Origin of the sequence: Microbacterium sp. NPDC087589, from assembly GCF_044743635.1 — a bacterium.
Classification (GTDB): domain Bacteria; phylum Actinomycetota; class Actinomycetes; order Actinomycetales; family Microbacteriaceae; genus Microbacterium.
The window spans coordinates 200,705-225,187 of record NZ_JBIUWV010000002.1; the positions used below are offsets into that span (position 1 = coordinate 200,705).

Below are 24,483 nucleotides of genomic sequence, written 5' to 3' on the forward strand. Positions count from 1 at the left end.
CTCTCGCTATCGGCGCAGCAGTAGGCGTTTGACCTTCGTCGCTGCCGGTCGCAGCCAGGGGGCTGCATCGATGATGCGGCGGCCCAGCGGGGCCAGCCCGCGTTCGACGCGACGGCCGAGAGCCAGGGTCCGCGATCGAGGGCGGAGTGCGGGTGCGATCGTCGTCGACCGAGCCGGTACGGGACGGGGGGGTGGGGTGCTTCGCTCGGCGAAGAAGACGAGCAGCTCGAGCACCTTGCGTCCGTCCTCCAACGTCGGCTCGGGGGAGTGGTCCGCCGGGAGCCCCCCGCGCAGCAGCTGCTGGTAGAGCTGCGCGAAATCGTGCGAGGTCGCCTCGGCAGCAGCTGCCACCGAGGCGCGGGACATCGACTCGTACCGCGCCGGATCGACGGCGAGGTCGGCGATCGCCACGGCGAGAGCTTCTGGATCTTGCTGGGGCGTGGTGATGACTCCCGCGTTGCCCTGAATGAGGGAGAGCCACGGCAGGTCGTACATCGCGACCGGAAGGCCGCGCGACTGCGCCTCCGGCAGCGTCAGGGGATAGCCCTCGATGATGCTCGCGTTGACGAAGACATCAGACGAGTCGATCAGGTCGAGCAGGTCCGCGCCGTGCCGCGGCCCGGTGGTCTCGATACGCTCGGCGACGCCGCGGGTCGCGGCGAGAGCCAGCATACGATCCGCACTCATGTCCGCCCAATCGGGACCGACGATCCGCAAGCGGAAGTCGACGCCGAGTCGCTGCAGTGCCGACGCGACCTCCACGAGCTGCGTGACCTTCTTGGTGTGCTCTTCGAGTCGACCCCACCAGACGAGCTCCAGACGCCGGCCGAGCGGCGCCGGCTTCGCACCGCGTGCTTCGCCCGCGTTGAGGAGGAACGGCGACGGCGGGTTCGGGAGGTAGCTCACATGGCGGATGCCCCGTAGCTTCCAGAACGCCACATCCAGCGGAGAGAGCACCACCAGGTGTGCGAGCGCCTGAAGGTGGGTCTGCAACAGGGACTGCAGGTCGTTTCCGTTGTAGGTGGGACGCCCGGCGAAGTTGTGCACCCAGCCGATGGTCGCCGACCCCGCTGCGCGGGCAGCCAGCGCGAATGAGGGCCAATCACGCGAGTAGAGGATGCGGTGATCGACGACCACATCGACGTCGAAGCGTCGGCAGAGCTGTGCCCACTGCATCACGCGCTGACGTCGGCTGGTGCCGGTCAGTTGCACGAGAGTCGCGCCCTCGGGAACGAGCGACTCGGCGCTCCCCGCGCGGTGCGTGACGATCGTCACCCGGTACCCGGCTTCGATCAGTAATCGCGCCTGCGTGAGCAGCACGCCGGAGACCCCGCCCGTGGTCAGGACGTTGGTTGTCAACAGCACGCTGCGTACCGGAGTGCGACCGAGTTCGAGGCGCTCCCCGTGAGCGACGAGCACGGGGACAGCGTCGGGAGCGAACGTCACGGCGGCCGAGATGATGTCGAGGTCGGCGACGAAGGAACGCAATTCCTCGTACCCGCGAGCGCGCGTCTCCGGTGGGAGCGCGGTGAAGGCGTCGAGCGCTTCCCCGATGATGGTGAGATAGCCCGCGGTGTAGCCATCGAGCAGCGGTTCGGGGTCGGAGCTGTGACGAGCCCGCTCGCGGATGATCGCCTCGATGGTCCGGAACGACGTGATGCGATGCAGCGCCCGCTCGAGGCGGCGCTCCGGCTCAACCTCGACATTGGGTCGGGGCGGACGGTGGAGATCCTGCACTGTGCTGACAGCCGCGTACGACGTGGCCGATGCATAGGCGAGAAACACGGTGGCGCGTTCGTCGACGGGGTGGCCAGTGGGCGTTGCGGCGTATGCCTGTCTGAGCAGACGAGTCTCGAACAGGTGACGCGAGATTTCCAGCTCGGCCGCCGTGTCTCGAGGGACGAGCGTGCGGAGGATGTCGGCTCCGTGGAGGAGGCCAGCCTCGGCGGAGCGCTTCCCGCGGTCGCGGTGAGCCTCTGTCGCCGGGAGGGAGAATCCGACGAGCTGAGCACGTGACTCCACGGCGCGGCGATGAAGGCGCATCGCCGTGCCACGCTGCACTTCGTCTCCAGGTTCGAGCAGCAGCACATACGACGCCTTCGCAGCCTCGGCGCCCGCCCGACGGAGCTGCACGTGAGCTGAATCAGAAGGCTCAGTGATGGTGACGACGCGTTCGTCGGAGGAGAGGTCCGTCGCGACGGAGTAGGTCCCGCCGGAAAGGACACACACGACCTCGATCTGGGTGAGTGACTGTGCGAGACAGGATCGAATGCTGCGGTCGACGGCGTCTGCGTCTGCATTCGCAGCGATGATGAACGAGACGAAGGGAGGAGTCGTGGGCGTCTTCATGGGAGTGGGTGCGGGTCAGCGCGCTACTGCAGCGGCGCGATACACGGCGCCGTACTGCGCGCTGATCAGGTTGGGTGCACGCGAATCGAGGTTCGGCCGGCCGGTGGGAGGGTCCGCTCGGAATGCGGCGAGTGTCTTCTCGAGAGCGTCAGCTGTCAACGGGCCGGTGTGACGTCGCACCCAGGAGGTGCCGACCTCCTCGGCGAGCGACCGCGTCTGCTCCGTGTCTTCCACGATTATCGGCCGGTCCAAGGACAGGGCGAGCATGAGGATGCTCTGCGACTCGTAGGCCTCGGCTGCTCCGATGATCACGATCTCGGCCTGACTCACCTCGGAGACGCAAGTGGCATCGGACATGAGCTCGTCACGGAGTGAGATCGAGGCGGGGTGATCAGCGAGGGTGCGCATGTACGCTGCCTCGTGCTCGTCCGGCACCTTCCCCGCGACGCGCAGCGTCCAGTCGGGAAGGTCTGCGACGCCGAACACGGCGAGGGCGGTTCGGCACGATGGGTGCAGCGTTGTGACCGCCGTGATCAGCATGCGCCCTGGGACGGCCTCCTGCCGAGGAAAGCCGAGGAACCGATCGCGCAGGTGACTGTGGGCGACGACCTGCGCCGATCGTCCATCCGCCGCAGTCATGGGGTACAAGGCCAGCACCGTGGTCGCGGCGCCGTCCACAATGGCCTCGGCTCGAGAGCCGCGGCGACTCGCCACCTCTCCTCGGAGGGTCCGCACGAGCGCGATGCGTCGGCGCCGCAGGAGCCTGACGAAGCGCTTCGCACGCCTCGTGCGCACACGTGCGCCATGGTCTCCGAGGACCGTGGCGATGTCGGTCAGATGGATCACATCTACCCCGTGTGCGCGAAAGGGGTCCGTGCGGAACTCCAGCACGGCATCCTTCGGTGCCCGACCCTCGGAGTCGTCGCCGATGAGCTGGTCGACGTAGTCGACCCGAAAACGCGGGGGACGCGATGTGACGAGCACCGTCGGAACGGAAGCCTCGGTCGCGCCCTGTTCAGTCGCTGCCACCGTCATGGGAACGGGCACGGAGAGCACAGAGCCACCATATAGTGGGGTGCAGTGATTGTGAAACCGACTCAGCATGTCTTCGCCCATCTCAGCGGGCAGGACGACAACCTCGGCGACTCTGCATTGCGACTGGCATATCTCGCCGCACTGCGCGGCCCGGGACGGCATGTGCATCTCCATTTCGGGGAAGCGACGAGCGATTTCATGGCGGGGTTCACACCTGCGCCCGACCTGACCATCTACAGCGCTCGAACGGCCTGGTCGGCTGCCGAAGCCGCGACGGCTCGCCCGGTGCTTGCGTTCAACGCCGGCGAGATCAACCCGCGTACGGGTCACTTTCCTGTTCCGGCACGTGCTGCTGAGTGTGCGCGCGCACTCGACGCGGGAGGGGCGCTGATCTTCGCGGGCATCGGCATCAAGAACGTGAACAGGCTGCAGGGTGTCGCCTTCGACCGGGTCATGCGTGAGGCATCGGTGATGTCGTGGCGGGACCGGGGGTCGCGCGATGGTGCCGGTTTCGGCGATTTCGCTCCGGATTGGGCGTACTCAGAGGGTGCTTCTGTCGACGACTGGGCGCCGGCAGCCGAGCGGCCACTCATCGCGGTGACGATGCGCTTCGACCGTGGGTGGCCGGGGGAAGAGTGGCTCGCAGCAGTGCGGGCATTCGCGGTCGCGATGCAGACCCGCATCGTCACCGTGGCGCAGGTGGCGCGCGACGCGCCGCGAGCAGTTCGCCTCGCGCGCGCTCTCGGCGGCGAGTACGTGACGCCCTCGAGCATGCGGCACGACGCGCTCGACGACTACGTGCGCGCGGTGTACCGGCAGTCGCTCGTCGTCATCAGTGACCGGGCGCACGGCCTCATCATCGGTGCGACCGAGGGTGCTTATCCGATCGGTTCGGGAACCGACCCGAGCAAGATCTCACGCCTGCTGACAGCTGTTGGACTCGGCGACCTCGTCGGTCGGTATGACCAGTTCGGCGACTTCGCCGCGCGGTTCGAGACGCATCTGCCGAGGCTCGCACCTGCGGTGACTGTTGCCCGCGCCGAGATCGCAGACCTCACCGCGCGAATCCATACGGCGATGGACGCCGTGGCGTAACGCTGGACGGGATGGCTCAGCGCGCGCCGAGCCATCTCTTCGCGCGGTGCGCAAGTGGTTGCAGCCCAGGGACGCGCCGCAGCGTCGCTCGCCCGAGCGGCGCTGCCGACTGCCAGACGCGCTTGCCCCATGTCGACGAATCGGTGGATGCGAGGGTGCGACCCTCCGCGCGCTCCGCGAAGAACACCAGCAGTCCGAGCAGCTGGCTGGCGTCGTCGAGTGTCGGCTGCGGTGAGAATCTCGGCGGGAGCGTACCGGTGACCAGGTCGACATACAGCTGAGCGAAGTCGTCCTCGCGCGCCCGTGACGCAGCGTCCAACGAGGCGCGCGAAAGCTGCACATAGTGTGCTGGGTCCGCGAGCGTCTCGGCGAGCCGAGAGGCGAGCCCCCGCGCGTCGCCCTGCGGCACGGAGACGACGCCCTGGTTCTCCTGCACGAGTGTGAGCCAGGGCAGCTCGTACATGAACACCGGCAGCCCTCGCACCTGTGCCTCGGCGATCGTGAGCTGGTACCCCTCGATGATGCTCGTAGAGATGAAGGCATCAGCCGAGTCGATCGCGGCGACCAGGGCAGCGCCCCGCAGCGGTCCGACCGCGGTGACAGCGTCACCGACGCCGCGCCGCCGTGCGAGCGCATTGAGCTTCTTCGCGGTGACGTCATCCCAGTCGGGGCCGATGATCGTGAGGGCGAACGGCACATCCAGCGCGCGCAGCTGCGCGCCCACCTCGACGAGCTCACGCACCTGCTTGGTCCGCTGCTCGAGCCGTCCCCACCACACCAATTCGAGTCGCCCAGACGGCGCGGGCTTCGCACTCGCGTGATCCGCCGACTCGAGCATCAGGGGAGATGGAGGGTTGGGCAGGTAGGCCACGTGCTCGATGCCGCGCAGCCGGAAGTAGGCGACGTCGAGCGGCGACAGCGTGACGAGCTGGGCGAGCGTCGGGCTGCACCGCTCGATGAGTGTCAGCCGATCGTTGCCGTCGTACACGGGTCGAGCGACGAAGTTGTGCAGCCAGCCGATCGTCGCCGCGCCCTCGGCTCGCGCCACGAGGGCGAATTCCGGCCAGGTGTCCATGTAGAGCACCTGATGGTCGATGACCACATCGACATCGTGTGCTCGGCAGAGCTCAGCCCACTGCGTGAGCTGGGCCGGCAGCGCGCGTGAGGCCAGCTCGATGAACGGGATGCCATCGGGCAGTGCGCTCGCGTCGCTGCCGCCGTTGCGCGCCACGACGGTCACGCGGTAGCCCGCTTCGTGCAGGTAACGCGCCTGCGAGGAGAGTACTGCGGAGACGCCCCCGGTGCGCACAGTCGACGTGACGAGCAGGATGCTGCGCGCGGGGCGCTCGGGCAGGCCCTGCCACGTCGTGTGGAACTTCAGGGCCTTGAGGGTCGCCGGATAGAACCGCGCAGCGGCGTGCACGATGTCCTGCCCGCTGGCGACCGTGTGCAGGTGCGCGAGAGCGCTGTCGAGCACTGCGTCATCGCTGTGCTCGACGAGCTGAAAGCACACGTACCCGATGATCGACAGGCGCACGGATTCATAGGTGTCGCGCACGAGGCCTGAGTCGGCATGAGATACGGCGAGGGCATCGACGGCCGACCCGATCGCATCGACCGAATTGATCGCTCCAGTGTAGAACTGCGCGCGTTCGACCGTGTCGACACGGTGCCCGCTGCCGCCGCGACCGAAATGGTAGCGGTAGAGCTTGTCGGGAACAGCGGCGTAGCTCGTCGCGAGCGTCGCCGCGAGGAAGAGCAGCGGAAGGTCGTTGACGCGGGGCAGCACGAGGTCTTCGGGCACCAGGGAGTAGGCCTCGCGCAGCACGCTGGTGCGGAAGAGGAATCGCCAGAGCTGGCCCTGCGCAGGCTTGCCGATGGGAAAGAGCCCACTCAGCACGTCGTGGCCGGTGAGCGGATGCTGCGGCGGCTGCAGCCGCACCTCGTAGGGGCTGCCGGTGCGGCCGTCTCGCTCGACCACGGTGACGCCGAAACCGACGATGTCGGCATCCATCGCCTCGGCCTGCGCGACCGCGGTCGCCGCGGCATCCGGCGTCAGCTCGTCGTCTCCGTCGAGAAAGATCACACGTTCGGCGCTCGCCGCGAGCACCCCGGTGCGGCGGGCCTGGAACGCCGACAGGTTGCGCTCATGGCGCACGACGCGGACGCGCGGGTCGCGTTGCCGGAAGCGCTCGAGCACGGCGGCGGTGCCGTCGGTCGACGCGTCGTCGACGCAGACGATCTCGATGTCGACGAGAGTCTGCGCGACGGCGCTCTCGAGAGCCGTCGCGACAGTCGCGTCGTCACCCGAGACAGGCATGACGATGGTGAGCAGAGGGCGCAGTGTCATCGCGGACGAGTCTATCCGCGGGCCGATATAGCCTGAGGTAATGAAGATCGCCATCGCAGGGACCGGATACGTCGGCCTGTCCAACGCCGTCATCCTCGCCCAGCACCACGAGGTGTTCGCCGTCGACATCGACCCCGCGAAGGTCGAGATGCTCAGCCGCAGAGTCTCGCCCATCGCCGATGTCGAGCTCGAGGACTACCTCGCCACGCATGAGCTCGACCTCACGGCGACGGTCGACGCTGCCTCGGCCTACCGGGATGCCGACTTCGTCGTCGTCGCGACGCCGACGAACTACGACGAGGTCACCAACTACTTCGACACCTCGTCGGTCGAGGGGGTCATCGACACCGTGCTCGCGGTGAACGCGGACGCCGCCATCGTGATCAAGTCGACTGTGCCGGTGGGGTTCACCGCGCGCATGAAGGCGGAGCATCCGCAGTCGACGATCGTCTTCTCGCCGGAGTTCCTCCGTGAGGGCCGCGCGCTGCACGACAACCTCTATCCGTCGCGCATCGTCGTCGGTGACCGGGGTCCCGTCGGGGAGCGTTTCGCCGCCCTCCTGCTCGAGGGCGCGATCGCCACCGACGTGCCGGTGCTGCTCACCGAGTCGACCGAGGCCGAGGCGATCAAGCTCTTCGCCAACACCTACCTGGCGCTGCGCGTGGCGTACTTCAACGAGCTCGACACCTACGCGGTCGTGCACGGGCTCGATACGAAGCAGATCATCGAGGGCGTGGGACTCGACCCGCGCATCGGGTCGCACTACAACAACCCCTCCTTCGGCTACGGCGGATACTGCCTGCCGAAGGACACCAAGCAGCTGCTGGCGAACTACTCCAAGGTGCCGCAGAACCTCATCGCCGCGATCGTCGATGCCAACAGCACACGCAAGGACTTCGTCGCCACCGACATCCTCGCCCGAGAACCCCGCACCGTCGGTGTCTACCGCCTCGTCATGAAGTCCGGGTCCGACAACTTCCGCGCGTCGTCGATCCAGGGCATCATGAAGCGCATCAAGGCGAAGGGCGTCGAGGTGGTCGTCTACGAGCCCTCACTCGACGAGGACGAGTTCTTCCACTCGGAGGTCGTGCGCGATCTCGACGAGTTCAAAGCCCGGGCCGATGTCATCGTCGCCAACCGCTCGACCGATGCGCTCGACGATGTCGCCCACAAGATCTACACCCGCGACATCTACGGCCGCGACTGAGTCGCCTCCGGGCGACGGAATCGCCATGTGGGGTAGCATGATCCGATATGTCGCCCGGGTGCAGACTCACCGCGCATCGGGGTAGAGAGAGGTAGAGGATTCCGAATGGGAGCGATGGCTGTGCCCGCGACCGCCGGTCTGACAGAGGTGGGCACACGCCCTCCATTGCGCGACTATCTGGCAGAGACGTGGAGACTTCGCGCCTTCGCCGTGCGACTGGCCGGCAGCAGGCTGCTCTCGGGTCTGCTGCCGAATCGCCTGGGTGTGCTGTGGATCGTCCTTAAGCCGCTCGCGCTCGCGATCACGTATGGCGTGATCTTCCACTTCATCCTCTCGGGGCCCGCCCGCCCGGAGAACTTCGTGCAGTACCTCATCGTCGGGGTCTTCATCTTCGAGTTCTTCACCGGCTGCTTCGGCAACGGCTCGAAGGCGATCACGAGCAACAGCAAGCTCGTGCAGAGCTTCGGCTTCCCACGCGTCCTGCTCCCGCTCTCCGTGATCGTCGAGCAGGCGATGCGGATGATTCCCGTGGTGCTGCTGCTGGGCATACTTCTGCTCATCCTGGGCGAGCCGATCTCTTGGTCATGGTTGCTCATTATCCCGGTCCTCGCGGTCATGGGCGTGTTCAACTTCGGGGTGGCCCTCGTCGTCGCTCGGATATCTGTGCGCACGAGAGATGTTCAACAGCTGATCCCGATCGTGACTCGTGTGCTGTTCTACGCCAGCGGTATCTTCTTCGATGTCGACGGAGCGCTCGCCGACTACCCGACACTGCTGACCATCGTGCACCTCAACCCGATCTACGAGTTCATCGCCATCGCCCGCGACGTACTGCTCGAGGGCTACACAGCTCCGCTGCTCGCCTGGATAGCGGCTCCGATCTGGGCACTGGTGCTGCTCGTCGGCGGCGTGATCTACTTCTGGCAAGCCGAACCGAAGTATGGCCTCAGTGACTGATCTTCTTCTCCCCGGGCAGCAGCCAGCCATCGCCGATCAGGCGCCCCGCGCCATGATCGTGGCCGACGATGTGCACATCAACTACCGCGTCTACGCATCGGGCAAGCGGATGACCACCCGCGAATCGCTGTTCAGCCTGCGCTCACTCAAAGGCGGACGAGACCTTCAGACAGTACCCGCGTTGCGCGGAGTGAGTTTCACGGCGACAGAGGGCGAGTCGATCGGCGTCGTCGGACATAACGGCTCGGGAAAGTCGACACTCTTCCGGGCGATGACCGGGCTCATCCCGCCTTCTGAGGGGCACATCTTCGCCCGAGAGCGTCCGGTGCTCCTCGGCGTGAACGCGGCTCTCGTGCCCGAGCTCTCGGGCGAGAACAACATCCGCCTCGGACTGCTGGCGATGGGCTTCACCCCGGAGGAAGCGGCCGAGCACGTCGACGAGATCGCTGACTTCGCGGAGCTCAACGACTTCATCTATCACCCCATGCGCACGTACTCCTCCGGTATGGCGGCGAGGTTGCGATTCGCGATCGCGTCGGCGAAAGCGCACTCGATCCTCCTCATCGACGAGGCGCTCGCCGTGGGAGATCGGCGATTCCGGACCAAGAGCGAGAAGCGCATCAACGAGCTGCGCTCCAGTGCCGGTCTGGTGATGATCGTCAGCCACTCCACCAGTTCGCTGAAGGAGACCTGCGAGCGGGTGCTGTGGGTGCACAAGGGCGAGCTCATTGCTGACGGCCCCACCGAGGACGTCATCGACGAGTACATCGCCTGGACGAAGAACCCGGGATCCAACGCCGTGGGCGCGGCCTCCGCGCCCAGGCCCTCGACGAAGAACGCCCCCGTCGCCGTCGGATTCGACGCCGGCGGCATCGAACATCCGCAGAGCGCTCGCTCGACGGGCGGCGTGCCCGGTGCCGCCGCGATCTCGTCTGGCGCTGGGGAGCCACGAGCGCTCGCTCGACGCGACCGTCACCGTCGGGCCGAGAGACGAACGAGAAAACGCAGTGTGCTGCTGATGGTGCTCTCCGGCGTCGCCGTGCTGCTCGCTGTGGCCGCCGGTGCGATTATCGGAACGCTGAGCAGCGTCGCAGCACCGGTAGACGCCGAGCCGCCAGCGCGTCCGACGCCTGAGCAGTCCACCCCCGCGGCGGATCCGGTGATCAAGAACTTCACCGCGAATACGGCAACAATCGAATGCGCCTCGGAAGAGGCCGAAGACGCACAGGTGCTGCTGAGCTGGCAGATCGACGACGCAGAGAGTGTCGCGATCGGGGCAGGAGAAGCGCAGGTCGACGCACTCGAGCTTCCGATCGCCGCAGCCCTCCCGGCGAATCTCACCGATCGAGCCGTTCCGTTCTCCTGCGCCACGGAGTCCGTTGTCTACACGGTGACCGCCGAGAATGAGGATGGCGTGCGAGTCAGCGCGCCCGTCACGGTCACGCGCGTGCTGCCGGTCGAGACCGAAGAACCCGACTACGAGGAGCCCCGGCCCGACCCGCGTCCCTCGCAGCCGAGTGAGCCTGAGCCGGTCACCCCCTCCGAGCCGGCACCTCCTGTAGAGCCGGAGCCGGAGCCGACCACACCGCCCACCGAGCCGACGCCCGACCCGACGACGCCGCCGGTGATCAACCCGCCCCCCGTCTTCGAGCCCGGAACCGGCACAGAGACCCCCTGAGCGCCCGATGAATCGGAGCGAGGAGATTCACCTCATGCGCCGCCCGGATTCACGATCGTCCAGAGCGTCCCGCGCCACCCGAACCTTCGTGTCGCTCACGGGACCCGCAGGCAACATCGGTGACGCGCTGATCCGCCGCGAGACCCTCGCTTGGGCGATGGGCACGAGCGACGAGCTGGTCGCCTACACCGGAGATGCGCCCGATGTCTGGCTGACCCAGCTGGGCCTGCCTGCTGAGGCCGTCGTGCTGCGGTACAAGAAGTCGGTGCCTCGCTGGCTCCGGCTTCTCGTTGTGGCTCCACGTCACCCCGTCCTGGTGTTCGAAGCGGGTGAGATCCCGCTCGACCGCGGCAACGGTCTCAGAGAGCTCGTCTTCCTGGCCGAGACTCTCATGGTCCGACTCAAGGGCGGGATCGTCGTCCGGCCGCCGCGCGGCATCCGCGCGCCCTCGTGGCCGGCCCTCGCCATTCATCGCCTGGCGGCTCGTCTCTCGCAGGTGACGCTGTGGCGCGACGAGGCGACGCTGACGACTGCGCGATGCGGCCGACTCGCGCCGGACATCGGATTCTCCGCCGGTGCGCGCCCCGGTCTCCCCTGGAGCGAACGCTCCGAGCTGCTGGTGAGTCTGCGCGGCGCGCGCCCGCTGCCGGATGCAGAGTGGCTCAGCGCGGTGCGTGAGACCGCCGATCGTGCCGGACTCTCGATCCGCACCGTCGTGCAGGTGCGCGAAGACGAGGGCCGAGCGCGTGCGCTCGCGCAGCTGCTCGGCGGTGAGTTCGAGCCCTGGGGTGACTCTGATCCCCTCGTGCAGGAGGAGCGCCTGCGCCAACGCTACGACGCGGCGCAGATCGTCATCAGCGACCGCATGCACGTGCTCGTGCTCGCGTCTCTGAGCGGGGCGGTTCCCCTCGAACTGGTTCCCCGACCCACGATGAAGATCACGAAAGCCTTCGCGGCCATCGGGCTGCACGGCGTCTCCGTCGACTCGTCGGCGAGCGATCCGACGCGCATGCACGCGGCTCTTTTCCCGACGCCGGAACGCGCGGCGGAGGTCTCCGAGCGCGTGCGCATCGCGGCGGCGACTCTCGAAGACATTCAGCACGAGATCCGCGACGCTGTGCGCAGGGCGCGAGCATGACCGACGCCGCGGCGCGAGTCAGCGCCCCGCCCGCGCGCATCCTGTTCCTCTCGCACAGCCATCCGTTCGGCGCCTTCCGGGTCGGCAGCCACCACTACGCTCGCGTGCTCTCCGCGCGCGGAGCGGACGTCGTGCACCTGAGCACTCCGATCTCCCTCATCCATCGCCTGACCGGACGTGTGGATCGACAGCACCTGGCATGCGTGCCGCGTCGCGCACGGCGCGACGACGATGGAGTTCTGCAGGTGGTCCCGCGCACGATCCTCCCAGCGCCGGTCGGAGTGCCCAGCGTTGCTCGGATACTGGAGCGTGAGCGCATCTCTGCTGGATTCGACGCCGTGCTCATCGATCAGCCGCTGCTGTGGGATGCTTCCGTGCGATCGCTCTCGAATCGTGTGATCTACCGGCCCACCGATATGTATCCCGACGGGCTGAAACACAGCCTGCAGCGACGCATACTCGACGAGGTCGACGGTGTGATCGCCACCTCGGACGAAGTCCTGCGAGGACTCGGAGCGCTGCGCATCCCCTCGCTCGTGCTGCAGAACGGGGCCGAGGTCGCCCGCTTCGCACCGCAGGTCGCCGAAGATGGTCCCCGTGCGGCGCGGTGCGTCTATGTCGGGGCGCTCGACGACCGATTCGACTGGCACCGCGTCGAGGTCTGGGCGCGAGCACGACCCGACGTCGATTTTGTCATCGCCGGACCAGCCGCCCGCCCGACGCGGTCCGTGCCGTCGAACATCGACATCGTCGGGCCCGTTCCCTACGACGAGGTTCCGGCGTTGCTGCACACGGCGCGCGTCGGCCTTCTGCCGCTCTCCGACAGTCCGCTCAACGCCGGCCGCAGCCCGATGAAGCTCTACGAGTACCTCGCAGCCGGGCTCGCCGTCGTGGCGCGCGAGACCCCCGGCATCCGCGCAGCATCCGATCTCGGCATCGAGGTGTACACAGACGACAGCGATGCGGATGCCGCACTGGAACGCGCGCTCGCACAGACGTCGCCGAATCGCGCCGGCGGCGAAGCTGCGTCCTCCGCATCGTGGGAGCGCAAGACCGATTCGCTCGAGGATTTTCTCTGGTCTGTCCGGGGACGCCGAGCCTAGTCAGTCGTGCAGCCGGGTGATCGTCTCTGAGATGATCGCCGCGGTGCGGTTCCAGTCGTAGCCCTCGGGCGGCGAGACTCGACCCTGGGCGGCGACGGCCTCGGTGAGCGCGAGCGCCCACTCGTGCGCATCGTCGGCGGAGTCCAGCGCATGACCGCGGTCTCCGACGATCTCCTCGACGGATTCGCACCCGGCCCAGTACACGACAGGTGTGCCACAGCGGATCGACTCCAGGGCGGGAAGTCCGAACCCTTCGAGTGTCGAGGGCATCACGGTCGCCGCAGCCCCCCGGTAGAGATCAGCCAGCTTCTCGTCGTCGACGCCGCTCACCCAGCGCACTCTGGCGTCGACGCGCCGGTGCGTCGCCCTGGCCTCGAGGTCGGCGATCTCGCGTTCGGGGACCACGGCGACGAGGCGCACATCACGCACCGCGCCCAGCGCGTCGAGGATGACGTCGAGATTCTTGTGGGCGCGTCCGTTGCCGACGAACAGCACGTAGGGATCGGACTGCTGCAGCGCGCCTGCGCGTGGGTGGAAGGCGTCCGAGCATCCGTTGCCCGCGTTGACGATCTCGACGTCGTCGTCCCGCACCCACGAGCGAAGCGCTCGAGCCGACGTCTCGGAGACGGTGAGCACGACGCCGGCTCGCCGGACGACGTTTCTGACCGGACCGGAGTAGTAGGCCGCGAACTTCCAGCGGCCGAGCCCCGGGCTGCTCAGCTGGATGAGATCGTGCAGCGTCAGCAGCTGCTTGCGAGCGCGCACGAGCGCGCCGTAGCCCGGTGAGTAGACGAGGGCATCGGGCGCGGTCGCCGCCCCCACCGAGCGGAACGCATCCACCGCGGAGAACGGCGTACCACCGAGGTGCAGGGACTCCCAGGGCAACGTCAGTCGGGGGAGAACCTCTGCGGCGTAGCGGCCGATGCCGTGCGTGCCGCGATACCGGTCGTCGACGAGAACGGTCATGCGCTTCTCGCCTCCGACGGGCGTGCGCCCTCGACCGACTCCGCCACCCAGTGCCTGATGCGATCGGCGAACACCGCTTCGGAGAACTTCATCGCCTGCGCCCGACACGCGTCGGGTGAGACGCCGGCTGCCACCTCGACTGCGCGGCGCATCTCGTCGTGCGACCAGCTCTCGACGAAGGCGCCGGTGCTGCCGTCGACGATGGTCTCGGCCGTGCCGCCCACGGCTGCGGCGATCACAGGTCGACCTGCTGCCATGGCCTCGACGGGCACGATGCCGAAGTCCTCGACCGCGGGGAAGACGAGCGCGATGCAGCGCTGCAGCAGTGCGCGATAGAGTTCCGCTCCCGGTGACCTCACGAAGAAGACTCGACCGGGTGCATGCTCCTCGGCGAACGAGCGCAGACGAGCCTCGTCCGGTCCCGCACCTGCGAGCACGACGGGCAGGTCCGCGGCGATGCCGGCCTCGATCACGAGATCCAGCCGCTTGTAGGGGATGAACCGAGAGAAGCCGAGGAGGAAGGTCTCGGGCAAACGCGCGAGAGCGTCCTCGTCGCGCTCGTTCGGTTCCGGTGCGCGGAGGAAGCCGGTCACATCGACGGGCGGGTGGATCACGGTGCTCTCGCGATGCCACGCCTCGGCGATGCGCTTCTGCACGAACACGCTGTTCGCGGCGATCGCGACCGGTTCCTGGGCTCGCCTGCGATCGAGGCCCTTGAGCATCTTCGCTGCGGCCCTCGCAGCTAAGGTGTCGCCGCGCACATCGAGTTCGGGGTTCCAGATGTAGCGAGCCGGGGTGTGGGCGTACACGAGCTTCGGGGCGCTGCGCCCGGCGCCGGCGAATCTCGCGTGGTGTGCGAAAAGATGCGAGCTCGTGAGGACCCAGTCCGCATCCACGCTCGGAAGAGTGCGCCAGGCGAGAGGCATCAGCCCGACGGCCGCGGCCTTGCTGCTGCGCAGCGGTGTGCGGGCCAGCCACGTCTCGCCGTCGACGACGAAACGGCCGTCGCTGTCGTTCCACAGGCAGTAGCGGGCGGCATCGGGGAACACTTCGCTGAGGGACTCGAAGACGTTCTCGGAGCCGCCTCTCGGAGCGAGCCATTCGTGCACCAGCACACCGCTCACAGCGCCGACCTCGCACCACAGGGCACGCGGGCGCACAGTCTGGGCCGACCCTCTGCAAGCATGCGTCGAGTCTAGGGAAGTTCTCAGCGCACGGGCCCCGGGCCGCTGTCAGGTTAGTCCCGAGTACGACCCGATACATTGGAAGCGAACATTCGGGGGGAAAGGACATGATGGCTCTGCGCGCGACGAAGAAGACGATCATCATCGCGAGCGCGGTCACCGTGCTCCTTGTCGGTGGGGGCGCCGCGGCTGCGATGGTGATCTCCGGACAGCAGGCGCAGCCTCGCGCCGACGCATCGCCATCGCCCGATGCCACTTCCGACCCCGTCGTCACCGACCCGCCGGCCGTGGTTCCTGTCACGAACGTCGCCCGGGCATCGATCGACGGATGGACGCTCGCGGACCGCCGAGTGGTCGGCACGGTTCTTCCCGAGGTCGGTGACGCCGCGCAGGGCGCTGTGTCGCTGCGGGTGGATGCTCCGTCTGACGACGCGGACATCATCGCTGCGTCCGCTCCTGTCGCGCTCGCTCCGAGCACGGACTACACGCTCAGCCTCTCGGTGCGGGTGCTCGCCGAAGAGAAGACCGAGACCGGGGTTCGCCTGAACGCGGCAGGCCAGACCTTCACCCTTCCCGAGCTGGATGCCGAGTGGGAGACGGTCGAGTTCCCGTTCACATCGGCGGCCGATCAGGCTGCCGCATCGACGTTCGATGTCGTGCTCTCCGGTGCAGTGCGAGGTTTCGGGATCGACGACGTGTCGATCACCGCGGCCGGCAGCGACAACCTCGTGCCGAACGGATCGTTCGAAGCGGTGCAGACCCCGGCCGGCATCGTCAACGACTCCCTGATCATGACCGATGAATCCGCCCTGCTCGCTGTCTCGCTCGCTGAGGGACCCGTGCAGTGGAGCGCCACGTCGACGGCCGGTGGCGAGCCGATCACCGGCGAATTCGGGTCCACTGGCCCGCTGTCAGCCCTGCCGTTGACCGGAGTATCGCAGGGGCACTACACGGTCGCCGTCAACGATTCCGCAGGTCGCCAGATCCAGACGGACGTCGCTGTGATCGACGCCGATGGCTTTGCCGTGACCCAGGACGGGCGCTTCGGAGTGGGAGCCCACGTCGAGAAAGATCCCTTCGTCGGAACCGGATCTCTGGCAGCCGCGATCGGCTTCGCCGAGGTTCGCAACGACATCTCATGGGAGCGCAACGAGAAGGTCGCCGGCCAGTACGTGTGGGACGAGAACTATGTACGCGAGTTCGAGCGCATGCACGCGAACGACGTGAAGCTGCTGGGCCTCGTCGTGTACGGCAACAGGCTCTACGGCGCCAGAAAGGCGCCAGGCAATGAGGCGGCGATCCAGGCCTACGGCGCCTATGCGAAGGCCGTCGCCGACAGGTTCGACCTCGTCGGTCTCGAGGTGCTGAACGAGTTCAACCATCGCGAGAATGACACTGCGTGCGGCCCGGCGCCGGCATGCTACGTGCCCATCGCCCAGTCCGTCCGCGACCAGGTCAGCCCCGCGTATCCGGATCTCCCGATCGTCACGGGCTCCACCGCCCTCTACGACGGCGAGTGGTTCGCGGGATTCTGGCATGCCGGCGGCATGGCTGTGACCGATGCGGCGAGCTACCACCCGTACGAGTCATGGATCAACCGCGATGCCGATCTGATCGCCGGAACCGTGCAGCAGTCCTACGCAGACATGCAAGAGGTCGCGGGGGAGACACGCCCGGTGTGGGTCACCGAGATGGGATTCCCCACGCACTACGACGGCGTCTCGCTGCTCGAGCAGGGGCAGATGATGGTGCGCAATCAGGCCCTCGCCTTCGCGAACGGCGTCGAGAAGTACTTCTGGTACGACCTCGTCAATGACACCCCCGACCCCGCCGCGGGCGAGGCGAACTTCGGGCTCTATGAGAACTCGCCGCGGGCAGACGTCGTCGCTCTCGCACCGAAGCCCGGGGCTTTCGCTCAGGCTCTGATGATCACCCAGCTGCACGACAGGGCCTTCGTCTCAGACGAATCGGATGACACGACCACGGTCGAGGTCTTCGGATCAGGAGAAGACGAGACCCGCATCGCGTGGGCGAAGCAGGGTGAGGTGCAGCGCAGCTTCGCGTCCGAAGTGCCCCTGATAGTCACCGACATGTCCGGGAGCACGACATTGGTCGAGCCCGAAGACGGTGCGGTCACGCTGACCCTGGGTGCGTCTCCGGTCTTCATCTCATCGGAAGCGGAGTGACTGCCGCAGAGACTGCCTCAGGTGTCGCCACTACAATTCACCAGATCACTCCCGCACGAAAGGCACGTCGTCCATGAGCGCAGGTCGTCAGGATGCGCAGAGCATCGACGAACAGAAGTCGGGCCGTCCAAGTCGACGTCGTCGTGTCTGGATTATTCTCGCTCTCGTCGTGATTGCGTTCCTGCTCGCGGTGTGCTGGGTCGGACTGCGAGCCATCACCGTGAAGGACGGGCTGATCAAGAGCCAAGAGCTCATCGGTCAGATCCAAGACGGTAGTGGCTCTGTCGACGATGTGCTCCCCGAACTGTCCGAGAGCGCCGCCAGCGCGGGTGCCGCGGCATCCGACCCGGTGTGGTGGGTCATGGAGTGGATCCCCGTCGTGGGCGACAACCTCAAGGGGGTGCGTCTCGCGGCACAGTCGCTTGATACGCTCGTCAACGATGTCGCGCTGCCCGTGATGGGCGACGAGGATTCCACCGGCTCGATCACGGAGCGGCTTCTCGATGCCACCGACGATCAGGCGACGCACATCACCGAGCTCGCCGATGGGCTGGAGTCCGTCTCCCAGTCTCCCTTCCTCGTCTCCGTCGTGCGCGAGGGCGTCGATCAGGTCGATGAGGTGATGTCGGCGGCCGCCCCCATGATCGGCGTTCTTCCGAAACTGCTTGGAGGCGACGGCGAGCGCAAGTATCTGCTCGTCTTCCAGAACAACGCCGAGACTCTCGCGCTCGGGGGAAGTGCTGCCGCACAGACTCTCGTGAAGGTCGATGAGGGTGCGATCGAGATCGGCGCGCAGGGCGACAGCGGCAATTACCAGAACGGCGTCGCCGTCGACGTGGAGGTGCCCCCGAGCGCCATCCAGCTGTACACGAGCTATCTCATCGACCACATCAACACGAGCATGAGCCGCCCCGACTTCCCCACCGCGGCGAAGATCATGCGTGCCTGGTGGCAGCGTGACATCGCCGACGATGAGATCGCCGGGGTCATCTCGATCGACCCGCTGGCGCTGGGGCGCATCCTCAAGGCGACCGGCCCCATCGAACTCGCCTCGGGTGAAGTGCTCTCCGAAGAGAATGCGGTCTCGCTGCTGCTGAGCGAGGTCTATGGGCGCTGGGACTCCTACAAGGAGCCCGAGCTCGTGGATGGATTCTTTGCCGACACGGCGGCAGCGGTCTTCGACAAGATCGCCTCGGGTGACTTCGATCTGAAGGACATGCTGTGGGCGATCACTGAGAGTGCGTCGCAGGGCAGCGTGCTGGCCTGGAGCGATGACGCTCAGGTCGCCGCAGCGATCGAAGGCGAGAGGATCAGCGGCGTTCTGCCGACGGACAACTCGGATGCCACGACTGTCGGCATCTACTTCAACAACAGCAACGGCTCGAAGATCGACTACTTCACGGAGACCGCGACGACGGCCACGGCAGTGTGCGAGGCAGATGCGGCGACGTTCACCGCCACCGCGTCGCTCACGCTGCCCCTGACCCAGCGGCAAGCTGAGGCGCTGCCTCGCTACGTGCAGAGCATGACCTTCGGTGCCCGCTTCCGCGACTGGATCTTCATCTACGGGCCTCCGGGAACCACGCTGAGCGATGCGACCTTCAACGGCGACGAGGTGTCGGTCATGCATCGCGACATCGACGACCTCGGTCGCCCGGTCGTCGCGTTCGAGGCGTGGTTCGACCCCGGAGATTCGGTTGATGTGACGGCGACATTCGTCGGATCAGACGGAGACTACGGACCACTCGCGGTTCAGACGAATCCGATGGTGCGGGGTGAGAAGCCCGTCGTCACCGACGACTGCGCCCGTTGAGGTCTTCCCCGGACTCTGAGGCAGAGCGATATACTTGCTCGCGTTCTGGCGTCAGCGCGGTCAAGGGGGGGGGTGAGAGTCGTCGTCGTCCAAATCGAGCACGGTGGTTCCAGCGCCTCGCGTGAGCCGATGAGCACCGCCCCGGTTCAGGTGAAGAAGCCGCGGCGAGTCGCCTGGACCCGGCTCTATGCAAGTCGTCTCTTCTACAACGACGTCATCGTCGTGCTGATCGCTCTGATCGTCGCCGCGATCGTTGTGCTCCCGGGACTGCTCACCGGTGTCTCCTGGCCGGGCGGGCCGCGAGTGTCGTATCTCGTGGTGCTCGCGGTGATCGGCCTTCTCTGGTTGATCGCTCTCGATGTGACGGATTCCCGCGACCGCCACACCGTCGGGCACGGAGCGGATGAGTACCGCCGCATCGTCAATGCGTCAATCGGCGTGTTCGCGGTCACGGTCGCCATCGCCTTCTTCCTCGGAATGGAGCTCTCCCGTGCGCTCGTCGCCGTCGTCTTCCCTCTGGGGCTGGTGCTCCTTCTGCTGTCGAGGTGGATGTGTCGTCAGTGGCTGCGCGGGCGGCAGAAGACCGGTCGGTATCTGCACAGGGCGGTGGTGATCGGCGAGCCGTCGAAGGTCGCGCTGGTGGGGCGCGAGATCCGCCGGGCCAAGAGCAGCGGGTACGAGATCCTCGGGGTGATCACCGAGAGCACCTCCTCTGCTGACATCTCGGGATTCGAGGTGCTCGGCGACATCGCCAACGTCGAGAGGGTGCTCGACGAGGTGCGCTTCGACGCGCTGATCATCGTCGGGTCTGACGACCTCGACCCGCTGACCATGCGCCGCCTGGGCTACTCGGTGTCCGATCGTGACATCCAGCTCATCATGGCCCCGGTGCTGACGGATATCGCCGGGCCGCGCATGCATGCGACCCCCGTCGCCGGTCTGCCGCTGGTGCACGTTGACTTCCCGAGGATGGAGGGGGCGAAGCGCTTCCTCAAGCGCGCCTTCGACATCGTCGGATCCTCGTTGCTGCTCATCGTCATGTCACCGGTCTTCCTTATCGCGACCATCGCGATCCGCATCGACGGGCCGGGAAGCATCCTCTTCCGTCAGGAGCGGATCGGCCGGGGAGGGCACACGTTCGGCATGCTGAAGTTTCGCTCGATGGTGGCCGACGCAGACGACCAGCTGGCGACGCTCCTCGATCTGCAGGGCGCCGCCGGCACGCCGCTGTTCAAGATCAACGACGACCCGCGCATCACCAAGGTCGGACGCTTCTTCCGCAGGCACTCCATCGACGAGCTGCCCCAGCTGGTCAACGTGTTCTTCGGGCACATGAGCCTCGTGGGTCCGCGGCCACAGCGTGCCACGGAGGTCGCGCTCTACGACGACTTCGCGCATCGCCGCCTGCTCGTCAAGCCGGGCATGAGCGGGTTGTGGCAGGTGAGCGGACGCTCCTCACTGTCGTGGGAGGAGACCATCCGTCTCGACCTCTACTACGTCGAGAACTGGTCGCTCATGCAGGATCTCATCATTCTGTTCCGCACTGTCCGTACGGTGGTCGCCCCCGGGGCTACTGCGCACTGAACCCGAGTCGCGAAGTTTCCCGACGACTGTCCGCGTCGCATCCACGACTGAAGCCCGGCGCTGGGTACATTCAAAATCATGAGATCCCCCCTTGCTCGGTGCCTCGCCGCGAGCGCTCTGGCTGTCGTCCTCGTCGGTGGTATCTCGGGCTGCGCTGCGGCCCCGAGCGCGTCCAGCCCAGTGCCGACCTCGACGGCTTCGACTCCCGACCCCACGCCGTCGGTCGCCGAGCCCACCACTGAGCCCTCGGCCGCGCCGGCGCCGACACAGGCTCCCTCCGATGACTTCGGGGGATTCGCCGGTGAGGAGCTGGCGCAGATCTGCATCGACGCGACGCTCTCGGCGTTCCCGGCTGATGTCTCCTTCGCCATCGACGACACCCGCATCGAGCAGCGGCTGGTCTCGCCCGAGTGGCTCGTGCTGGTTCCGGCGCAGGCCTCGGGGCTCGAGGCGCAGGCCCAGTGCACGATCGGCGGCTCGCCTTCCGCACCTGAGCTCGGCATGTCTTCGGCCTCGCTCGAGCCGCTTCCCGAAGAGCAGATCGAGAACCTGATCCGCGGCGAGAACGAAGGCGGCGATCGCTAGTGTGTGACTCGGGGGTGGACTCCGAGCCCTCGACCGGCCACTCGCCGCGGCCGACCCTCTCGCGTCGCACGATGCTGATCGCTGCGTCCACCGCGATCGGGGCTTCCGCCATCGGACTCGACCTGTTCTCTCCGGGCCTCAGCGCGACCGCAGCCGGAACCTATCTTCGGCCGTGCGGCGACGTCCGCATCTCGAGTTCCTGGCAGGGACATAAGAACCGGAATCCACCGTCGGGTGAGCCAGGCACCGACTATGCGGTGATCACCGGGACGCAGATCCGGGCCGCTGCGAACGGAGTGATCGTCGATCGGAAGGATTCCACGACGACCGCCACCGGACGCTACCTGGCGCTTCGGGCAGACGACGGCAACTACATCCGGTATCTGCATCTGCAGTCGAGCACTGTCCCGTTGGGGGCACGTGTGGCTCGCGGACAGGTGATCGCGTATTCGGGCGCGTCCGGTTTCGGCAGCGATACCGGCTACGGCCCCCATGTCCATGTCTCCCTCTGGATCGGCGGTACGCCCCTCCAGCTCGGTTTCACTAATTCTGTCGACTTCGAGAACTATGCCGAAGCCACGCCGTACCCGCCACCACCGGAGGACCCCGTGCCCACTCATAAGTCAATGACACTGTCGTGGAACGCTGTCTTGCCGGAGGGAGCATGGGCTCGCATCCCGGTGGCCCCTGGTTCCTTTTGGCTGGCTGAGAGCAGCGCGACCATCAAGGAGACAGGCGAGCTGTCGCTCTATCTCGCGGCGACCGGGGTCACCAAAGGCTTCCAAGTACGCGTAGTTGCACAGACGCTCAATACGAGCGGAGGCGTTGTGAGCACGTCGCCTCAGCCGATGCTCGAGGTCCCGGCGACAAAAGCCACGACAGCGAACGCTCCGACATACGGTCTCTACACCCTGCCTTACTTCCTGTCCGGTCCGTTGCGCCTATATGCCGACATACGCGCTCTCAATCCGGGTATTAGGGTGCAGCAAGTTGTGTTTAAGAAGAACTACTGGCAGTCGTAAGGTCGACTATCTCCGATCGGGTGACCCCGTTGCAGCCATCGCAGGCGGCGTCCGACGACGTTCCTGCCTGCACACCTTCCGCCGGCACCCCGTTCCGTGCAGAATGAACGTGCGTCGGGGATCCGCCGCATCAGAACAGATACAAGGGGGCCCGCTATGGGTATCGATGAGACTGTCAACAAGGGCAAAGACCTGTACGAGCAGAACAAGGACAAGATCGCCGAGGCCGTGAAGAGCGAGCAGGCCGAGGACATCAGCGACAAGGTCCTCGACGGCGTCGCCGACTTCGCCAAGAAGATCGCGCCCGGGGCTGCCGACAAGATCGACGAGATCCGCGACACCGCCGACAAGGCCGTCGGCAACGAGTAAGACTCTCTACTGGCACCGAGCGGCGGCTCCTCCATCCGGGGGAGTCGCCGCTCTTCTGTATCCGGCACCAAGTATTCCGCCCGGCGGTATCGCGTTTCACGACCCGATTCGCATAGACTGGTCAATGATCGCCTGGGGAACTTGCGATCAGGGATGTCGAAGGGGTTCGACATCCCGAATTCACGCGGCTCGCCGCGTCAAACTGGGGATAACGATTTTGGGGATCATCGTGCGACGCGCGCACTCTGTGCGCTCCGACGTCATCCCGCCCGCGCGGCGGTCGCTTCGCCGCGCCCTCGGTCGAGGATCCCGGCGTCCCTTCACGCCGGGCTTCTCGCGTTCGGTGTGCCCCCTCGCACTGAACGCCCTCCCCAAGCGGGGCGAGGCATGGGGATGCCTCGCCCCGCTCTCCTCAGCACGCTGAGGGGTCGTCGGCGACGTCGGTCAGAGGCGTCGATCCGACGGCGGGAGTGTGCGCTCAGCGGATGCGCAGCGAATGCGACACGCCCGGGTTTGCGCAAGTGAAATCGGCCGTGGCAGAATAGACAGGTTCGACATTCCGGCGCGCTCAGCGTGGCTGGATCACCATCACGACAGTGCATAGGCGGCGCAGACGCGCAGGGACCTAGGCCGCGGGTGGCAGAACGATCCCGACATCTTCATCACGAGGGCTTCGCCGTGCGCGGCGGAGGTCGGACACCCGTTCGCTGCGAAGCGTGCGGGATGACAGCAGAACAGTGGTGCAGCGCTTCGACAGGCTCAGCGACCGAGAGGTGGCGGGCCCGAGAAGTCGAGTGCCGAGGCGCGAACAGCGCCGACGTGCGTCCAATGCCCCTGGGTCACCCGGCCCAGGTCGGTAAGACGCTTAAAGAGAGAGAGCAGACAATGGCGGGACAGAAGATCCGCATTCGCCTGAAGTCGTATGACCATGAGGTCATCGACACGTCCGCACGCAAGATCGTCGACACGGTGACCCGCGCGGGCGCAACGGTCGTCGGACCCGTGCCCCTGCCGACCGAGAAGAACGTCGTGTGCGTCATCCGGTCGCCCCACAAGTACAAGGACAGCCGCGAGCACTTCGAGATGCGCACCCACAAGCGTCTGATCGACATCATCGACCCGACGCCCAAGGCTGTCGACTCGCTGATGCGTCTCGACCTGCCTGCCGATGTCAACATCGAGATCAAGCTCTGAGGTCGGACATGGTTGATATCAATTCCAAGATTTCCAAGGGCATGCTGGGCACCAAGCTCGGTATGACCCAGGTCTGGAACGAGAGCGGCAAGCTCGTTCCCGTCACCGTCATCGAGCTCGCCTCGAACGTGGTCACGCAGATCCGTACCCCCGAGAAGGACGGCTACAACGCCGTGCAGATCGCCTACGGTCAGATCGACCCGCGCAAGGTGAACAAGCCGCTGACCGCTCACTTCGAGGCCGCTGGCGTCACGCCGCGTCGTCACGTCACCGAGATCCGCACCGCGGATGCCGGCGACTACTCGCTGGGCCAGGAGCTCACGGTCGACGGCACCTTCGAAGCCGGCCAGCTCGTCGACGTCGTCGGCACGAGCAAGGGCAAGGGCTTCGCCGGTGTCATGAAGCGTCACAACTTCAAGGGCGTCTCGGCTTCGCACGGTTCGCACCGCAACCACCGCAAGCCCGGCTCCATCGGCGCATCGTCGACCCCGAGCCGCGTCTTCAAGGGCATGCGCATGGCCGGCCGTATGGGTGGCGAGCGCGTGACCGTCCTCAACCTCACGGTGCACGCCATCGACATCGAGAAGGGTCTGCTGCTCGTCAAGGGCGCCGTCCCCGGTGCTCGTGGCCGTATCGTCTACGTCCGCAACGCAGTGAAGGGTGCCTGA

General features: G+C 66.6%; 19 protein-coding genes. 14 read left to right on the forward strand and 5 right to left on the reverse strand.

Features of this window, described 5'->3' with window-relative positions:
- Positions 1–6: 6 nt before the first annotated feature.
- Both ACIOU8_RS06880 and ACIOU8_RS06885 read right to left on the reverse strand, forming a co-directional pair.
- Entirely contained in the window at positions 7–2,349 is a 2,343-nt protein-coding gene (locus ACIOU8_RS06880; protein ID WP_400787430.1) for a glycosyltransferase, read from the reverse strand.
- A gap of 15 nt (positions 2,350–2,364) precedes the next feature.
- A complete protein-coding gene (locus tag ACIOU8_RS06885) occupies positions 2,365–3,405 on the reverse strand; it encodes a hypothetical protein (protein ID WP_400787433.1) in 1,041 nt (346 codons plus the stop codon).
- Positions 3,406–3,582: 177 nt separating this feature from the next.
- Here ACIOU8_RS06885 and ACIOU8_RS06890 point away from each other — a divergent pair, with 177 nt between their 5' ends.
- On the forward strand, positions 3,583–4,479 hold the full coding sequence (locus ACIOU8_RS06890; RefSeq protein ID WP_400787436.1) for a hypothetical protein: 897 nt from the start codon (positions 3,583–3,585) through the stop codon (positions 4,477–4,479).
- A gap of 16 nt (positions 4,480–4,495) precedes the next feature.
- On the opposite strand, the gene ACIOU8_RS06895 is transcribed toward ACIOU8_RS06890, so the two are convergent.
- Positions 4,496–6,829: a glycosyltransferase gene (locus ACIOU8_RS06895; protein WP_400787439.1), complete on the reverse strand. Its 2,334-nt coding sequence runs from the start codon at positions 6,827–6,829 to the stop codon at positions 4,496–4,498.
- Positions 6,830–6,869: 40 nt separating this feature from the next.
- On the opposite strand from ACIOU8_RS06895, the gene ACIOU8_RS06900 reads away from it, so the two are divergent.
- The 5 genes from ACIOU8_RS06900 (at position 6,870) to ACIOU8_RS06920 (ending at position 12,912) form a co-directional block, all read left to right on the forward strand.
- Positions 6,870–8,036, forward strand: a complete 1,167-nt coding sequence (locus ACIOU8_RS06900; protein ID WP_400787442.1) for a nucleotide sugar dehydrogenase — start codon at positions 6,870–6,872, stop codon at positions 8,034–8,036.
- A 105-nt stretch (positions 8,037–8,141) separates the two neighbouring features.
- On the forward strand, positions 8,142–8,993 hold the full coding sequence (locus ACIOU8_RS06905) for an ABC transporter permease (protein ID WP_400787445.1): 852 nt from the start codon (positions 8,142–8,144) through the stop codon (positions 8,991–8,993).
- Positions 8,986–10,671, forward strand: coding sequence for an ABC transporter ATP-binding protein (locus tag ACIOU8_RS06910; RefSeq protein ID WP_400787448.1), 1,686 nt, complete (start codon positions 8,986–8,988; stop codon positions 10,669–10,671). Before ACIOU8_RS06905 ends, ACIOU8_RS06910 begins: the two co-directional genes overlap by 8 nt.
- Positions 10,672–10,759: 88 nt before the next feature.
- Complete coding sequence (locus ACIOU8_RS06915; protein WP_400787451.1) at positions 10,760–11,809, forward strand: hypothetical protein; 1,050 nt, start codon at positions 10,760–10,762, stop codon at positions 11,807–11,809.
- Positions 11,806–12,912, forward strand: a complete 1,107-nt coding sequence (locus ACIOU8_RS06920) for a glycosyltransferase (protein ID WP_400787454.1) — start codon at positions 11,806–11,808, stop codon at positions 12,910–12,912. Before ACIOU8_RS06915 ends, ACIOU8_RS06920 begins: the two co-directional genes overlap by 4 nt.
- Here the strand turns inward: ACIOU8_RS06920 and ACIOU8_RS06925 are convergent, their stop codons facing one another.
- Both ACIOU8_RS06925 and ACIOU8_RS06930 read right to left on the reverse strand, forming a co-directional pair.
- Positions 12,913–13,878, reverse strand: a complete 966-nt coding sequence (locus ACIOU8_RS06925) for a glycosyltransferase family 4 protein (protein ID WP_400787456.1) — start codon at positions 13,876–13,878, stop codon at positions 12,913–12,915. It abuts the gene before it with no gap.
- Positions 13,875–15,002 (reverse strand): glycosyltransferase, encoded by a 1,128-nt coding sequence (locus ACIOU8_RS06930; protein WP_400787459.1) that lies wholly within the window; start codon positions 15,000–15,002, stop codon positions 13,875–13,877. The genes ACIOU8_RS06925 and ACIOU8_RS06930 overlap by 4 nt, the downstream gene beginning before the upstream one ends.
- A gap of 167 nt (positions 15,003–15,169) precedes the next feature.
- Between ACIOU8_RS06930 and ACIOU8_RS06935 the strand changes: the two genes are divergently transcribed.
- From ACIOU8_RS06935 to rplC, 8 genes are all read left to right on the forward strand, one after another.
- Positions 15,170–17,248, forward strand: a complete 2,079-nt coding sequence (locus tag ACIOU8_RS06935; RefSeq protein WP_400787461.1) for a hypothetical protein — start codon at positions 15,170–15,172, stop codon at positions 17,246–17,248.
- 73 nt (positions 17,249–17,321) lie between these two features.
- Complete coding sequence (locus ACIOU8_RS06940) at positions 17,322–19,061, forward strand: DUF4012 domain-containing protein (RefSeq protein ID WP_400787463.1); 1,740 nt, start codon at positions 17,322–17,324, stop codon at positions 19,059–19,061.
- A 129-nt stretch (positions 19,062–19,190) separates the two neighbouring features.
- Entirely contained in the window at positions 19,191–20,645 is a 1,455-nt protein-coding gene (locus tag ACIOU8_RS06945; RefSeq protein ID WP_400787466.1) for a sugar transferase, read from the forward strand.
- Between the two features lie 78 nt (positions 20,646–20,723).
- Entirely contained in the window at positions 20,724–21,230 is a 507-nt protein-coding gene (locus ACIOU8_RS06950; protein WP_400787469.1) for a hypothetical protein, read from the forward strand.
- A 71-nt stretch (positions 21,231–21,301) separates the two neighbouring features.
- Positions 21,302–22,252 (forward strand): M23 family metallopeptidase, encoded by a 951-nt coding sequence (locus ACIOU8_RS06955; protein WP_400787471.1) that lies wholly within the window; start codon positions 21,302–21,304, stop codon positions 22,250–22,252.
- A 156-nt stretch (positions 22,253–22,408) separates the two neighbouring features.
- The gene (locus ACIOU8_RS06960; RefSeq protein ID WP_042538748.1) at positions 22,409–22,621 is read left to right on the forward strand and encodes a hypothetical protein; all 213 of its coding nucleotides are present in this window, start codon (positions 22,409–22,411) and stop codon (positions 22,619–22,621) included.
- Positions 22,622–23,506: 885 nt separating this feature from the next.
- Positions 23,507–23,815 (forward strand): 30S ribosomal protein S10, encoded by a 309-nt coding sequence (gene rpsJ, locus ACIOU8_RS06965; RefSeq protein WP_005050520.1) that lies wholly within the window; start codon positions 23,507–23,509, stop codon positions 23,813–23,815.
- Positions 23,816–23,823: 8 nt separating this feature from the next.
- A complete protein-coding gene (rplC, locus tag ACIOU8_RS06970; RefSeq protein WP_029260921.1) occupies positions 23,824–24,483 on the forward strand; it encodes a 50S ribosomal protein L3 in 660 nt (219 codons plus the stop codon).

What these genes read in the sequence shown, in the direction of transcription:
- ACIOU8_RS06945 (WP_400787466.1), top strand. Translation starts at nt 19,191, where the DNA reads ATGAGCACCGCCCCGGTTCAGGTGAAGAAGCCGCGGCGAGTCGCCTGG.
- ACIOU8_RS06950 (WP_400787469.1), top strand. Translation starts at nt 20,724, where the DNA reads ATGAGATCCCCCCTTGCTCGGTGCCTCGCCGCGAGCGCTCTGGCTGTC.
- ACIOU8_RS06955 (WP_400787471.1), top strand. Translation starts at nt 21,302, where the DNA reads ATGCTGATCGCTGCGTCCACCGCGATCGGGGCTTCCGCCATCGGACTC.
- rpsJ (WP_005050520.1), top strand. Translation starts at nt 23,507, where the DNA reads ATGGCGGGACAGAAGATCCGCATTCGCCTGAAGTCGTATGACCATGAG.
- ACIOU8_RS06940 (WP_400787463.1), top strand. Translation starts at nt 17,322, where the DNA reads ATGAGCGCAGGTCGTCAGGATGCGCAGAGCATCGACGAACAGAAGTCG.
- ACIOU8_RS06905 (WP_400787445.1), top strand. Translation starts at nt 8,142, where the DNA reads ATGGGAGCGATGGCTGTGCCCGCGACCGCCGGTCTGACAGAGGTGGGC.
- ACIOU8_RS06920 (WP_400787454.1), top strand. Translation starts at nt 11,806, where the DNA reads ATGACCGACGCCGCGGCGCGAGTCAGCGCCCCGCCCGCGCGCATCCTG.
- rplC (WP_029260921.1), top strand. Translation starts at nt 23,824, where the DNA reads ATGGTTGATATCAATTCCAAGATTTCCAAGGGCATGCTGGGCACCAAG.
- ACIOU8_RS06880 (WP_400787430.1), bottom strand. Translation starts at nt 2,349, where the DNA reads ATGAAGACGCCCACGACTCCTCCCTTCGTCTCGTTCATCATCGCTGCG.
- ACIOU8_RS06960 (WP_042538748.1), top strand. Translation starts at nt 22,409, where the DNA reads ATGGGTATCGATGAGACTGTCAACAAGGGCAAAGACCTGTACGAGCAG.
- ACIOU8_RS06900 (WP_400787442.1), top strand. Translation starts at nt 6,870, where the DNA reads ATGAAGATCGCCATCGCAGGGACCGGATACGTCGGCCTGTCCAACGCC.
- ACIOU8_RS06925 (WP_400787456.1), bottom strand. Translation starts at nt 13,878, where the DNA reads ATGACCGTTCTCGTCGACGACCGGTATCGCGGCACGCACGGCATCGGC.
- ACIOU8_RS06895 (WP_400787439.1), bottom strand. Translation starts at nt 6,829, where the DNA reads ATGACACTGCGCCCTCTGCTCACCATCGTCATGCCTGTCTCGGGTGAC.
- ACIOU8_RS06935 (WP_400787461.1), top strand. Translation starts at nt 15,170, where the DNA reads ATGATGGCTCTGCGCGCGACGAAGAAGACGATCATCATCGCGAGCGCG.
- ACIOU8_RS06890 (WP_400787436.1), top strand. Translation starts at nt 3,583, where the DNA reads ATGGCGGGGTTCACACCTGCGCCCGACCTGACCATCTACAGCGCTCGA.